General features: G+C 63.2%; 11 protein-coding genes. 10 read left to right on the top strand and 1 reads right to left on the bottom strand.

The genetic code is table 11. The features are described from left to right. The first annotated feature begins 1 nt into the window (after position 1). The 6 genes from AC07UX_RS11205 (at position 2) to AC07UX_RS11230 (ending at position 7,368) form a co-directional block, all read left to right on the top strand. A complete protein-coding gene (locus tag AC07UX_RS11205) occupies positions 2–763 on the top strand; it encodes an SDR family NAD(P)-dependent oxidoreductase (protein ID WP_495192078.1) in 762 nt (253 codons plus the stop codon). Between the two features lie 204 nt (positions 764–967). Beyond that, positions 968–3,052: a TonB-dependent receptor gene (locus AC07UX_RS11210; protein ID WP_495192079.1), complete on the top strand. Its 2,085-nt coding sequence runs from the start codon at positions 968–970 to the stop codon at positions 3,050–3,052. Positions 3,053–3,056: 4 nt separating this feature from the next. Next, positions 3,057–4,460, top strand: a complete 1,404-nt coding sequence (locus AC07UX_RS11215) for an FAD-binding oxidoreductase (protein ID WP_495192080.1) — start codon at positions 3,057–3,059, stop codon at positions 4,458–4,460. A gap of 44 nt (positions 4,461–4,504) precedes the next feature. After that, complete coding sequence (locus AC07UX_RS11220) at positions 4,505–5,827, top strand: MFS transporter (RefSeq protein ID WP_495192081.1); 1,323 nt, start codon at positions 4,505–4,507, stop codon at positions 5,825–5,827. A gap of 57 nt (positions 5,828–5,884) precedes the next feature. Next, a complete protein-coding gene (locus AC07UX_RS11225) occupies positions 5,885–6,652 on the top strand; it encodes a helix-turn-helix domain-containing protein (RefSeq protein WP_495192082.1) in 768 nt (255 codons plus the stop codon). Continuing rightward, a complete protein-coding gene (locus AC07UX_RS11230) occupies positions 6,649–7,368 on the top strand; it encodes a FadR/GntR family transcriptional regulator (RefSeq protein WP_495192083.1) in 720 nt (239 codons plus the stop codon). The genes AC07UX_RS11225 and AC07UX_RS11230 overlap by 4 nt, the downstream gene beginning before the upstream one ends. Positions 7,369–7,524: 156 nt before the next feature. Here the strand turns inward: AC07UX_RS11230 and AC07UX_RS11235 are convergent, their stop codons facing one another. Then, positions 7,525–8,610, bottom strand: a complete 1,086-nt coding sequence (locus tag AC07UX_RS11235; RefSeq protein ID WP_495192084.1) for a helix-turn-helix transcriptional regulator — start codon at positions 8,608–8,610, stop codon at positions 7,525–7,527. A gap of 86 nt (positions 8,611–8,696) precedes the next feature. Here AC07UX_RS11235 and cysD point away from each other — a divergent pair, with 86 nt between their 5' ends. The 4 genes from cysD to AC07UX_RS11255 all read left to right on the top strand — a co-directional run bounded on the left by cysD (position 8,697) and on the right by AC07UX_RS11255 (position 14,170). Then, entirely contained in the window at positions 8,697–9,608 is a 912-nt protein-coding gene (gene cysD / locus AC07UX_RS11240; RefSeq protein WP_495192085.1) for a sulfate adenylyltransferase subunit CysD, read from the top strand. A 101-nt stretch (positions 9,609–9,709) separates the two neighbouring features. Then, entirely contained in the window at positions 9,710–11,635 is a 1,926-nt protein-coding gene (gene cysN, locus AC07UX_RS11245; RefSeq protein WP_495192086.1) for a sulfate adenylyltransferase subunit CysN, read from the top strand. Further along, positions 11,632–12,414 (top strand): 3'(2'),5'-bisphosphate nucleotidase CysQ, encoded by a 783-nt coding sequence (locus AC07UX_RS11250; RefSeq protein ID WP_495192087.1) that lies wholly within the window; start codon positions 11,632–11,634, stop codon positions 12,412–12,414. The genes cysN and AC07UX_RS11250 overlap by 4 nt, the downstream gene beginning before the upstream one ends. A 103-nt stretch (positions 12,415–12,517) precedes the next feature. After that, the gene (locus AC07UX_RS11255; protein WP_495192088.1) at positions 12,518–14,170 is read left to right on the top strand and encodes a M28 family metallopeptidase; all 1,653 of its coding nucleotides are present in this window, start codon (positions 12,518–12,520) and stop codon (positions 14,168–14,170) included. The last annotated feature ends 3 nt before the right edge of the window (positions 14,171–14,173 follow it).

A 14,173-nucleotide genomic window follows, 5' to 3' on the forward strand; every position in this document is an offset into this window, starting at 1 on the left:
CATGTATCTGGAACGACTGAAACTGGATGGCCGGCGCGCGCTCGTGACTGGCGGGGCGAGCGGCATCGGCCTTGCCTGTGTCGAAGCGCTGGGCGAGATGGGCGCTGCGGTGACGATCGCCGACCTGAAGCCCGATATTATCGACGCGGCGGTTGCTTGCCTGCGGGACAAGGGGCTGGACGTCGATGGCGCGGTGATGGACGTGACCGATAGCGGCGCGGTGACGACCATCGCGGACCGGATCGGCGCCATCGACATCCTCGTCAACAACGCCGGCATCGCGCGCAGCGACACGCCGGCCGAGATGGTGGCGGACGAACATTGGCGCCATGTACTGGACGTCAATTTGAATGGCACCTTCTGGTGCGCCCGCGCCTTTGGCCGGCACATGCTGGAGCGGGGGCGGGGCAGCATCGTCAATGTCGGGTCGATGAGCGGCTTCATCGTCAACCGGCCCCAACCGCAAAGCTATTACAATGCGTCCAAGGCGGCAGTGCATCAGTTGACCAGGAGCCTGGCGGCGGAATGGGCGGACCGGGGCGTGCGGGTCAATGCGGTGGCGCCCACCTATATCCGCACGCCGCTCAACGAGTTCGCGGACAAGGAAGGGCCGATGTACCGGCGCTGGATCGATTCGACGCCGATGGCGCGGCTCGGCGAGGTGGAGGAAGTCGCATCGGTCGTCGCCTTCCTTGCGTCCGACGCGGCCAGCCTGATGACCGGCAGCATCGTGTTGGCCGACGGCGGCTATAGCTGCTGGTAAGCATTGCGTATCTCGCTGTTACGGGAAATATCGGGCGATCGACGCGACAGCGAGTTGGACAGATAAATGGATATCCGATCGGCGAAGTGATCGACCCGGACGGCATAATCGACTATCTCCTCAAACCTATCTGAAAGCTGTACCTATCAGATAGGCCCACAGCGATCTGCCAGACATGATTCTGCCGGACGAGGGGAGGAGAGGATGATGAACTTGAAGGCTTTGCTATGTGCCGGCGTCGCGGTCGCGGCGTCTCTTCCTGTCGTAGCGCAGGCGCAGCAGGCGCCCGCCGCTGAAACGGACGGCAATTCCGACATCATCGTCACGGCCCGCAAGCGGCAGGAAACCCTGCTGGACGTACCGGTCGCGGTGACGGCGATCAGCGGCGATACGCTGGCCAAGCAGAATATCAATTCGGTCCGTGAGGCCGCCGCTTTGTCTCCAGGCCTCAACATCTCCAGCGACGGCGCCGGTCGTGCCTTCGTATCGATCCGCGGCGTCGGCGTTACGCTGGTGCAGACGGTGCAGCCGGGCGTCGGCCTCTTCATCGATGGCATCTATCGCCCCAATACCGCCTATCTCAACAACCCGTTGCTCGATGTCGAACGGATCGAGGTGCTGCGCGGGCCGCAGGGCACGCTCTATGGCAAGAATACGCTGGGCGGCGCGATCAACGTCATCACCCGCCAGCCCGGCAACGATTTCGAGGCGCGCGGCGCAGCCAGCTATGCCGGCCCGGACAATAGCTGGCTGGTATCCGGCTCCGTCTCCGCTCCGATCGTGCAGGACAAGCTGGCCATCCGCATCGGCGGCGCCCATCGCCAGCAGGACGGTTTCATCCGCAACACCACGGTCGGCGGCCACAGCAACAGCCTGAACACGGACTCGGTCAGCGCTACGCTGCGCTTTACGCCGGGCAACGACGTCGTTGTAGCCGTCAACGGCTATTATGACTGGATCAAGGGGCATAATGTCCCCTACGCCTGGGTCGCCGGCCCGACCGATTATTCGCGCAATAATAATTTCAATACCACCGGCATCACCACCTACAGATATCGCGGCGTCAATGCCCGGATCGAAGCGCCGATCGAGGCGATCGACACCCGCGTCACGCTGCTCGCCGCCTATGATGCGCGCGACACGCACTCGCCCGACAGCGATGGCGATTTCGGCCCGGCCAATGTGGTCCGCTCGGCCGGACGGGATCAGTTGCGCACCAGGACGGTGGAACTGCGGCTCGACACGACATTGAACGCGCAGCTATCGACCCTGTTCGGCCTCTTCTACAGCCGGGAGACGTTCGATGCGGCGGGCGCCAATACCATCGTGCCCTTCGGGCTGGTGCTGCCGTCGTCCGACCATCGGGTCGGCGACACCTATGCGGCCTTCGGCACCGTCTTCTGGAAGCCGACCAGCGATTGGGAAGTCGCCCTCGGCATGCGCTACGATCACGAGAACCGCCGGGCATTGGGCGCGCCGCGCCTGAAATCCAACGAGGTGGAACCCCGACTGTCGATCACCCGGCACTGGAACCCAAGCCTGATGACCTATGCGTCGGTCGCGCGGGGCTATCGGGGCGGCGGCTTCAATGCGCCGACCGCCCCGGTCCGGACTTATCAAGGGGATAGCGCCTGGACTTATGAAGTGGGCACAAAATATGCGACCAGCGCCTTCAGCCTGTCGGGCGACATCTTCTTTAGCGATTACAAACATTATATCGGCCTGAACAGCGTCGCGCCGAGCAGCGCGGGCGGGCTGGTGACGGTCGATCTCAATGCCGGCCACGTCCACAGCTATGGCGCGGAACTGGAAGCGCGGGTGCGGCCGACCGACAATTGGACCATCTCCAGCGGCCTGACCTACATGCATGCGCGGCTTGTGGATTCTTCGGAATATACCGACGTCACCAACCGGACCCTGTCGAGCGACCATCTGACCTTCCAGCCCGACTGGCTCTACAATATCAGCAGCGACTATGTCGTGCCGCTGGGCGACAACAAGCTGACCTTCAACGCCAGCCTGAACGGCAAGAGCAAGCGGCTGGCCGCGACGCTCAACCAGACGACGCCGACCTTTCTGAAGGGCTATGCCGTGGTCAACGGTTCCATCACCTTCGCCACGGCAAAGGGCATCGAGTTCGCCGTGTTCGGGAACAACCTGTTCAACAAGAAATATTTCGATGCCTATATCGAAAAGACGACCCTACAGCTGGCGGGGCTGCCGGCTTCGGACCTGGGCATCATCGGCGACCTGCGCCGCTATGGCGTCCGCGCCAGCTTCAAGTTCTGATCCGATGAGCGCCCACACGCCCTTGCTGCCGCGCCAACCCCTGCCGGACGGATTTCTCGATCAGGTTGCTACCCTTGTTGGGGACCGGCTGGCCACCGGGGAGGCAATCCGCCTGCAACATGGCCAGAGCGAGGCGCATTTCGCGCCGGTATTGCCCGACGCGGTGGTCTTCGCCGCAACGACGCAGGAAGTGGCAGCCCTTGTCAAGCTGTGCGTGGCGGCGGGGGTGCCGATCATCCCCTTCGGCGCAGGTACGTCGATCGAGGGTAACACGATCCCGGTCATGGGTGGAGTCACCATCGATCTCAGCCGGATGGACGCCATCATTGAGGTCAATCAGGAAGATTTCGATTGTACCGTGCAGGCCGGCGTGCGGCGCGAGCAGCTGAACGAGCATCTGCGGGACCAGGGCCTGTTTTTCCCTATCGATCCAGGCGCCAACGCCACCATCGGCGGCATGGCGGCCACGCGGGCTTCCGGAACGAACGCCGTGCGTTACGGGACGATGCGCGAAGCCACTCTAAGCCTGAAGGTGGTGACGCCCGACGGCAGAATCATCCGCACCGCGCGACGCGCGCGCAAGTCTGCGGCAGGCTATGACCTGACCCGGCTGATGATCGGCAGTGAGGGGACATTGGGCATCATCACCGAAGTGACGCTGCGCCTGCATGCCATTCCCGAAGCGATCTCGTCTGCCGTATGCAGTTTCGACAGCTTGCAGGGCGCGGTCGATACGGTGGTGCAGTCGATCCAGATCGGCGTGCCGCTGGCGCGGGTGGAGATATTGGACGATGCGCAGATGCGCGCGGTCAATCGCTGGTCGAAACTCGACTATCCGGAGCTGACCACCTTGTTCTTCGAGTTCCACGGGTCGCAATCCTATGTGGACGAGCAGGTTCGAACAGTGGAAGAGATCGCCGCCATGCATGGCGGGGGTGAATTTCGCTGGTCGAACCTGCCCGAACAACGCTCCAAATTATGGAAGGCCCGGCACGAGGCTTATTATGCCGCCGTCAACATGCGGCCCGGCGCGATCGGATGGGCGACGGATGTCTGCGTGCCGATCAGCCGGCTGGCCGAATGTATCACCCGGACGCGCGAGGATCTGGACAAGGCCAGCATGCCTGCGACCATATTGGGCCATGTCGGCGATGGGAATTTCCACGTCATCTTCTCGATCGACCCGAACGCGCCCGACGAAATGGTGGAGGTGGAAGCGCTGAACCAGCGGCTGGTCGAGCGGGCGCTGGCGATGGACGGCACCTGTACCGGCGAACATGGCATCGGCCTTGGCAAGCAACATTGCCTCATTGATGAACTGGGCGAAGCGGTGGACCTGATGCGCGTGATCAAGCGCGCGATGGACCCACAGAACCTGTTCAATCCCGGCAAGATTTTCGCTGTCTAGCCAGAGATGTCTAGCCCCCCGGCTGTCACAGGAAGAGGATGGTCATGACCAGTCTGCCGATCGTCGATCCGGTGCCCCATCCCATGGCGGGCGCCGACAACCCATCCTTCTTGCGCATCCTGCCATCACTCCTGATCCTGGCGTTGGCGATGGCCGCCGGCTTCACCATGATGGGGTCGTTCAGCATGGTGCAGGAGGGCGCGAAGGCCGAAATGGCGCTGAGCGATTTCCAGCTCTCGCTGGTGCAAGGCGTGGCCGCCGCCGTACCGCTGTTGCTGTTTTCCATACCCATCGGGTTATTGGTGGATCGGACCAACCGGCTGTGGCTGTTCATCGGCCTTGCCATGGTCTGGACGGTGGGCACCCTCCTGACCGCCATGGCGCAGAGCGTCCCCATGCTTTTCATCGCCCGCATGCTGGCGGGCATCGGCACCACCGGCGCGCTGACCGCTGCACTCTCGCTATGCGCCGATTTCTGTCTGCCGCATCAGCGCGGCAGGGCGCTGCTGATCGTGACGTTGGGCAAGGCGTTGGGCCAGGCGGGGGCCTTTGCGCTGGCGGGTTGGCTGCTCAGCCTGTTCCTGCACCGCGCCGCCGGCGGCCTGTTCGCCAATGTCGCCCATTGGCGCGCCACCCATTATGCGCTGGCCGCCATCAGCGCTGCGCTGGTCCTGCCGATGTTCCTGCTGCGGGAGCCTGCGCGGCGGGAAGTGGCGGCGGGGATCCATGCCCCCTGGCGTGTCGTCGTTGCCGAACTCTGGTCGCGTCGCGCCTTCCTCGCGCCGCTCTTCGTTGGGCAGGTCAGCGTAGTCATGGCCGATGCCGCTGCCGCCATCTGGGCCTCGCCCGTTCTCTCGCGCAGCTATGGTCTGGCTCCTCCCGATTTTGCGGGCTGGATGGGTAGCCTCATCTTCCTGACCGGGGTGGTCGGATCGGTGCTGGGCGGCGTGGCGGCCGATATCGGACAGAAGAGCGGTCGTCGCGGCGGCCTGCTGATCGGGGCGGTGGTCGCCGCCGGCCTTGGCATTCCCGCCGCGCTGTTCCCGATCATGCCGGGCATAGGCAGCTTTGCGGTCGCGCTGGGTGCGCTGATGTTGTGCGGCACGATCACCGGTCTCATCACCTCGGTCGCGCTGACCGTACTGCTTCCTAACGAACTGCGCGGCCTGTGCATCGGCGCCTTCATCGCGCTGGCCGGCTTGATCGGCTTTGGCGTCGCGCCCACGCTCGTCACCGCAATCAGCGCATTGCTTGGCGGGGAAACGCATCTGGGCGAAGGCCTGGCGGCCGTCGGCGTGACCGTCAGTGGCGTATCGCTTGGTGCCTTCTGGCGGGCCATGAAACAGGCACCCCGCAAACCTATCTGATAGCTATTGCCAAAAGCTATCGGATAGGTCAAGAATCTGGGCCAGGAGAGAATGTCCATGGACCGAATCATCATATCGCCCGAAATGATTGCTCTGGTAGGGTCTGGCATCGCCATGCCGGCCAATGAGGCGGGCCTTACCACAGCCTTCATCCTGGGCTTTGGTGCGGCGGGGCAGGCGGCATCCTTCCGACTGGTCGATGGCCCCGCCCATGACGATCTCAACGACGGGCAGGCCAATCGCCTCATCCTGCTGGTATCGCCCGATGCCTGCGCGCGGGTGGCGGACGGGGCCGTGCCGCTGACGCCGGGTGTCGTTTATTATCTGCCGGCACCTCTGCGAGCCATCGCGCTCGCCATCCGTGACTGCTCATTGCATGAAGCGGCCGCCACCCCCTATCGCCTGGCCAAGAGTATCGAGCTATTCTGCGATCTGCTGCGTGTCGGGCGAGAAGAGGGCTATGTGCCGATCGGGCAGGATGCGCTGCTCTCCCGCGCCGATACCGAACGACTGCTGACCGCGCGCCGCATGATCGAGGATCGCTGGGCGGAGAAACTGACCCTGGACGGCATAGCGCGCGCCTGCGGCCTCAATCGCGCCAAGCTGACCCGCGGTTTTCGCGACATGTTCGGCAGTACGGTCGCCGACGCGATCATGGCGCAGCGACTGGATCGGGCGGGCGCGATGTTGCTCGCCACCGAATTGCCGGTGTCGTCGGTCGGCTATCGCTGCGGCTATTTGAACAATGCCAGCTTCACCCGCGCCTTCGCCCGCCATTTCGGCGTTGCGCCGACGCAATATCGCGCCCACAGGCTGGCGGCATGATGGCGACGCGCGCGGGACAGGCAAGCGGGGGCGAAGACGGTGGCTCCCTGGTCAACCGGGCCATTCAGGCCGTGCGCGACCATATTCGCGATCATGGCATGAAGGTTGGCGACACGCTGCCGGGCGAGGGCAGCTTCGCCATCGATCTGGGGGTCAGCCGGGCGGTGATGCGCGAAGCCTTTGGCGCCCTGGCGGCATTGCGCCTGATCGACGTCGGCAACGGCCGGCGCGCGCGGGTAGGGGCGATCGACGGGTCGGTCATGGGCGCCTCGCTCGACCATGCGGTATCGACAGAGCAGGTCAGCGTTGCCGATGTGTGGGACGTACGCCGAACGCTGGAACTGCGCATCGTCGCGCTCGCTGCCGAGCGGCGCACCGACGAACAGGCAGCCCATATTCTTTCGATCGCCCAGGCGATGGCAGATGGATGCGACGATATGGACCAGATCACCCGTCATGACATCGCGCTGCACAACGCCATTGCCGAAGCGGCATCCAATCTGCTCTTCTCGCAGATCATGCGGTCTTTCGAACCGCTGATGGAAACGGCCGTGCCCCGCGCCTGGGAAACGCGGCAGACCGATCGGCAGCGGCAGGATATCCTGGCCTGTCACATGGATCTGGCGCAGGCCATCGCCCGGCGCGATCCCGCCGCGGCGGCGGCGGCGATCGACCGGCATTTCGATACGTCGATCGGTCAGATGCTCGGCTCCTGAGGGGACGCCGGACGATCCCTCATTTCTCCGATATGAGTACAGGCCTGACCATCGCGGCGCCGATGAGAAAAGCGCGATAATATATATTATGTTAAACAACCCATCATTCCGCTATCGCGTAGGGCTGTCCAACTCGCTGTCTCACGCGCAATTTTGTCAGGCGATCGCCAGCACGCTGCTCAGGATGATCCGCACCAGTTCCGCCTGACCGCGCGCGCCCATTTTCGCATATATCTTCTTGGAGTAATTGCGCGCCGTTTCGACCCTCAGGTTGAGGTTGGCGGCGGCTTCCGCGATCGGGATGCCCTGAGCGATTTCCCAGGCGAGCCGCGCCTCGCTCGGCAACAGGCCGAACAATTCGACCAACTGCTCGCATCGGTCCGCCTGGGACGACCGATCGCCACTAAGATAGACGATCGCCACCGGCGCATTGCCCGTCGCGACCGATCCGCCCCGGAACGGCGCCACCAGCATGTCCATCCGGGGATCCCTGCTGAGATTGATCGCGTGCGGCCGCGCATCGGCATCCTGTGCGAACCGCTTGACCAGCGCGGTCAATTCCCGGTCCAGTTCGGGCGATGCCGGCGTAAGCCGACCATAACGGCCGCGCCGCAACAGGCCATTGCGCTGAAACAACTGATCGACATGCGCCGTCATATCCAGCATGCGGCATTGCGCATCCAGCGTCAGCCAGCCGAAATTCAGGCGCCCGAAGGCTTCAGACGCCAGGCTGGACCGCAGTCTCTCTCGCTCCAGCGCGACGAACCCGCGCATCGCGATCCGCAGATGTGGTGCCAGCGCAGTGAGCAAGGATGTGGCAGAGGACGACATAGGCCGCCCGCCGCAACTGAGCCAGGCGTTGACGCCGCTCGCTTCGGCAACACGAACCGCCCGCAAATCTTCTATGCCGACCGGTAGAAGTTCTTCGTCACGCCAGGCAGTGAATCCCAAGTCGTCGGCATCGATCAGTTCATCCAGCGCATAAACGCGCCCTTCCCGCATCGGTCGGCGCAGTACAGCGGCGTCAACCTCATACTCGGTAAAAATATATCCTAGATTCAATGGTTTTGTTGGACCGACATGCAGTTGAACCACCCCGGTTTCATGCGGCGGGCAATAGGCCAGACCGGCATAAACCGTCTGCAATCGCCCGCGCAAACGCTCCAGAAAATCATGCCATAGCGGTTGCTGAAACATGCCATCATGCAGGCTGGCCAAGAGGCTGGAATCATCCAATCGCATGGACAGCGGCATAGGCCCTCCCATATGGGAGGTCCAATGATTGTTGCCCGGTGCCAATGCAGCGCGCAAGACGATTGCGAGGATAGATGGTGGACGTAAAGACCCTGACCCATTTGGAGCGGCTCGAAGCCGAGAGCATCCATATCCTGCGGGAAGTGGTGGCCGAGGCCGACAAGCCGGTGATGCTCTATTCGGTGGGCAAGGACAGTGCCGTGATGCTCCATCTGGCGCGCAAGGCCTTCTACCCCTCGCCCCCGCCTTTCCCCTTGCTGCATGTCGATACGACCTGGAAGTTCCAGGAAATGTACAAGCTGCGCGACCGGATGGCGCAGGAAAGCGGCATGGAATTGCTGGTCTATCAAAACCCCGAAGCCGCCGAGCGCGGGATCAACCCGTTCGACCACGGCCCGCTACACACCGACATGTGGAAGACGGAAGGGCTGAAGCAGGCGCTCAATCTCTACGGCTTCGACGCGGCCTTTGGTGGCGCGCGCCGCGACGAGGAAAAGAGCCGCGCGAAGGAGCGTATCTTTTCCTTCCGCACAGCCTCGCACGGCTGGGATCCCAAGAACCAACGGCCCGAATTGTGGAACCTCTACAACGCCCGCAAGAACAAGGGCGAAAGCATCCGCATTTTCCCGATCAGCAACTGGACCGAGCTGGATATATGGCAATATATCCACCTGAACGACGTGCCGATCGTGCCGCTCTATTTCGCGGACGAACGTCCGACGGTGGAGCGCGACGGCATGCTGTTGATGGTCGATGACGATCGCTTCCCGCTGCAACCCGGCGAGGAGCCAGTGATGCGTTCCATCCGCTTCCGCACGTTGGGCTGCTATCCGCTGACCGGTGCGGTCGAAAGTACGGCCAAGACGTTGCCGGAGGTGATCCAGGAGACGCTGTTGACCACCACGTCGGAGCGTCAGGGCCGCGCCATCGACAAGGATGCGGGCGGCGCCGGCATGGAGAAGAAGAAGCAGGAAGGTTACTTCTAACGAGGTTTCCCTCCATTCGGGCCGAGCTTGTCGAAGCCCCGCACCTTTCTTCAGAAGAACAGCCCTTCAACAAGCTTGAGGGCGAACGGATTTGGAACGACATGACCGACATCATCGCCGACCCCACCTACAAGACGGACGCCCTCATCGCGCAGGATATCGACCAGTATCTCAAGGTGCATGAGCATAAGACGATGTTGCGTTTCATCACCTGCGGATCGGTGGACGATGGCAAGTCGACGCTGATCGGGCGGCTGCTGTACGACAGCAAGATGATCTTCGAGGATCAACTGGCCGCGCTGGAGGCGGACAGCAAGAAGGTCGGCACGCAGGGGCAGGAGATCGACTTCGCGCTCCTCGTCGATGGGCTTGCCGCCGAGCGTGAACAGGGCATCACCATCGACGTCGCCTATCGCTTCTTCGCGACGGAAAAGCGCAAGTTCATCGTCGCCGACACGCCCGGCCACGAACAATATACCCGCAACATGGTGACCGGCGCATCAACCGCAGACCTCGCCGTCATCCTGATCGACGCGCGCAAGGGTATCCTCACCCAGACCCGCCGGCACTCCTACCTCGCCCACCTGATCGGCATCCGCAACATCGTGCTGGCAGTGAACAAGATGGATCTGGTCGGCTATGATCAGGCGGTGTTCGACAAGATCGTGGCCGACTATGCGCTATTCGCCCGTTCGATCGGGATCACGGCGTTCACCCCCATGCCGATCTCCGGCTTCAAGGGCGACAATATCACTGGCCCCAGCGCGAACACGCCCTGGTATAAGGGACCGGCGCTGATCGAGCATCTGGAAACGGTCGAGGTCAACAGTGCGGCCGACGCCGACAAGCCGTTTCGCATGGCCGTGCAGTGGGTCAACCGCCCCAATCTGGATTTCCGCGGTTTTTCCGGCCAGATCGCGACGGGCAGCGTCAAGCCCGGCGATGCCATCCGCGTCCTGCCATCGGGCAAGACCAGCACGATCACCCGCATCGTCACGCTTGATGGCGACCTGGATGAAGCCTTGGCCGGCCAGTCGGTTACGCTATGCTTAGCCGATGAGGTCGATTGCTCGCGCGGGGATGTGATCGCCGCATCCGACAATCCGCCCCAAGCCGCCGATCAGTTCGAGGCGACGATCGTGTGGATGGCAGACGAGGAAATGCTGCCCGGCCGCTCCTACTGGCTCAAGATCGGGACCCAAATGGTGACGGCGACGGTCCAGCAGCCAAAATATCAGGTCAACGTCAACGATGCGGGCGGTGCGGGGTCGCATCTCGCCGCCAAGACGCTGGAGTTGAACGCCATCGGCGTCGCCAACCTGTCCACCGACAAACAGATCGTGTTCGAACCTTATGCCGCGAACCGCACGCTGGGCGGCTTCATCCTGATCGACAAGCTGACCAATGCCACGGTGGCGGCGGGCATGCTGCACTTCAGCCTGCGCCGCGCGCAGAACGTCCATTGGCAGGCGACCGACATCAGTCGCGATTTCCATGCCGGCCTGAAGAACCAGAAGCCGGCCGTGCTTTGGTTCACCGGCCTGTCGGGCGCGGGCAAGTCGACCATCGCCAATCTGGTGGAAAAGAAGCTGGCGCGGATGAACCGCCATACCTTCCTGCTGGACGGCGACAATGTGCGCCATGGCCTGAACAAGGACCTGGGCTTTACCGATGCTGATCGGGTGGAGAATATCCGCCGCGTGGGCGAGGTGGCGAAGCTGATGACGGACGCTGGCCTGATCGTCATCACCGCTTTCATCTCGCCTTTCCGCGCCGAGCGCGACATGGTGCGCAGCATGATGCAGCCGGGCGAATTTATCGAGGTGCATATCGACACGACGCTGGCGGATGCCGAGGCGCGCGACGTCAAGGGGCTGTACAAGAAGGCGCGGTCGGGCCAGCTCAAGAATTTCACCGGCATCGACAGCCCCTATGAAGCGCCGGAAGATCCGGAAATCCGGATCGACACGGCGGTCATGACGGCAGAGGAAGCCGCCGATGCGATCGTTGCCAGGCTGATCCCATGAGCGAAGGGCCGTCCGACAGGGCCGTAGCCGACGCCACGCTGGCGGCCCATCTGGCCGAGATAGCAGGCCGCCTGCTGCTGGACGTCCGCGCCTCCGCGCTGTTCAGCCCGAAGGCGCTGGGCAAGGCCGGCGACCAGACCGCCAACCAGTTCCTCTGCCACGCGCTGCGCGAACAGCGGCCCGACGACGGACTGCTGTCGGAGGAGGAAAAGGACAATGAAGAGCGGCTGGCCAAGAGCCGCGTCTGGATCGTCGATCCGGTGGACGGCACCCGCGAATATGGCGAGGAGCGGACCGACTGGGCTGTGCATGTGGGCCTAGCCATCGACGGCATTCCCGCCATCGGCGCGGTCGCCCTGCCCGGCTTGGACGGCGGTATCATATTGCGAACCGATCAGGTCCGCACTTTGCCGCCCGCGCCCGAAAAGCTGCGCATGGTCGTCAGCCGCACCCGACCCGCCGCCGAAGCGCTGGCAGTGGCGGCGGCGATCGACGCGGAGCTGGTACCGATGGGGTCCGCCGGCGCCAAGGCAATGGCAATCATATTGGGTCAGGCCGACATCTATCTGCATAGTGGCGGCCAATATGAATGGGACAGCATGGCGCCGGTTGCGGTCGCGCGTGCGCATGGTCTCCACTGCTCGCGCATCGACGGATCGCCGCTCGTCTATAACCAGGCGGACGTCTATCTGCCCGACCTGCTGATATGCCGGCGGGAACATGCCGACGATGTGTTGCGGCATGTTGCGCGCTATGATCAGAGCGTCCCCAGGGCCTGAGCAGCCTCCCTTCCCTGCCACCTGCAATAAAGCCGGTCGACATTGGCCGTACGATGGGCATGATCCCGACTCGCCCGCGCAGTCCTGCGCCAAGGAGTTGATTATGTTGCCCTCTTTATCGTTCGTCCGTCCCTTGATGCTGGCCGGCCTCCTGTCCACATCGACCATCGCGCTGGCCGCCCCGCCCAGCTTCGACGTTGCCCGCGTCAGTCAGGATATCAAGACGCTGGCGAGCGACGCATTTGAAGGACGTGGCCCGGCGACCCGCGCCGAGGTGAAGACGACCGACTATATTTCCGCGCAGATGAAGGCGGCGGGACTGAAGCCGGCTGGCCCCAAGGGCAGCTGGTTCCAGGACGTGCCGCTGCGCATGTCCAACATCACCGGCACGCCGACCCTGTCGATGACCATCGGCGGCGCTACGCAACCCTTGTCGCAAGGCAGCGAGATCGCCGTGCGGGCTGCCGAGACGGGCCAGACGGCGGTCAAGTTCGCCGACCTGCCTCTGGTGTTCGTCGGCTATGGCGTGAAGGCGCCGGAGCGCGGCTGGGATGATTTCAAGGGCGTGGACCTTAAGGGCAAGATCATGGTCGTTCTGGTCAACGACCCGGATTTCGAGGGTGGCGAAGGAGATTTCGGCGGCAAGCTGATGACCTATTATGGTCGCTGGACCTACAAATATGAAGAAGCGGCGCGGCAGGGCGCGGCGGGCGTGCTGGTGGTGCATGAAAGCGAGCCGGCCTCTTATGGTTGGGCCACCGTCAAGAACAGCAACACCAACACGATGTTCGACATCGTCCGCGCCGATCCCAAGGCCGCGCATACCCAGATGGAAGGGTGGGTGCAGAAGGATCTGGCGGCGAAACTTCTGGCCGCGTCCGGCGTCGATTTCGAGGCGGCCAAGGCAGCGGCGCGCAAGAAGGATTTCAAGCCCATCCCCTTGAAGGCGACGATGAGCGCCGACTATGCGGTGAAGTCGGAGATCATCACCTCGCATAACGTCGCGGGCCTGGTGCCAGGCAGCAAATATCCCGACGAAACGGTGATCTATTCCGCGCATTGGGACCATCTGGGCATTGGTGCGCCTGACGCGAAGGGCGACACCATCTATAACGGCGCGAAGGACAATGCGTCGGGCACGGCGGCACTGCTGGAGCTGGCCCGCGCCTATGCCAAAGGGCCCAAACCTGAACGCACCGTGTTGTTCCTGGCAGTGACGGCGGAGGAAAAAGGGTTGTTGGGGTCCGAATATTATGCCGATAATCCGCTGCGGCCGTTGGCCACCACGGCGGGAGTCGTCAATATGGACGGGCCGTTCGGGATCGAGAAGACCACCAATTTCAGCATTTCGGGCGCGGCAAAGCTGGACCTGCTGACCACGCTGACGCAGGAAGGCGAGAAATTGGGCCGCCATTATACGCCGGACGCGCGGCCGGAAGCCGGCAGTTTCTATCGTTCCGACCATTTTCCCATGGCCAAGCGCGGCGTACCGGCCATTTCCTTCAATCCGGGGCGCGAGCTGGTCAATGGCGGGGCCGAGCGGGGCAAGCTGTTGCAGGACGCCTATACCAAGGATCGCTATCATCAGCCGGCCGACGAGTATGACGCCAATTGGGATACGAGCAGCTGGGTCGGCGATCTGACGCTGCTCTACAATGTGGGGCGGCGCGTGGCGGACAGCCATGAATGGCCCAACTGGTCGGCGGATAGCGAATTCCGAGCGACACGCGATGCCACCGCAGCGCAGCGAAAATAGTAT

The sequence above is a fragment of the Sphingobium sp. GW821-FHT02B05 genome (assembly GCF_059421905.1).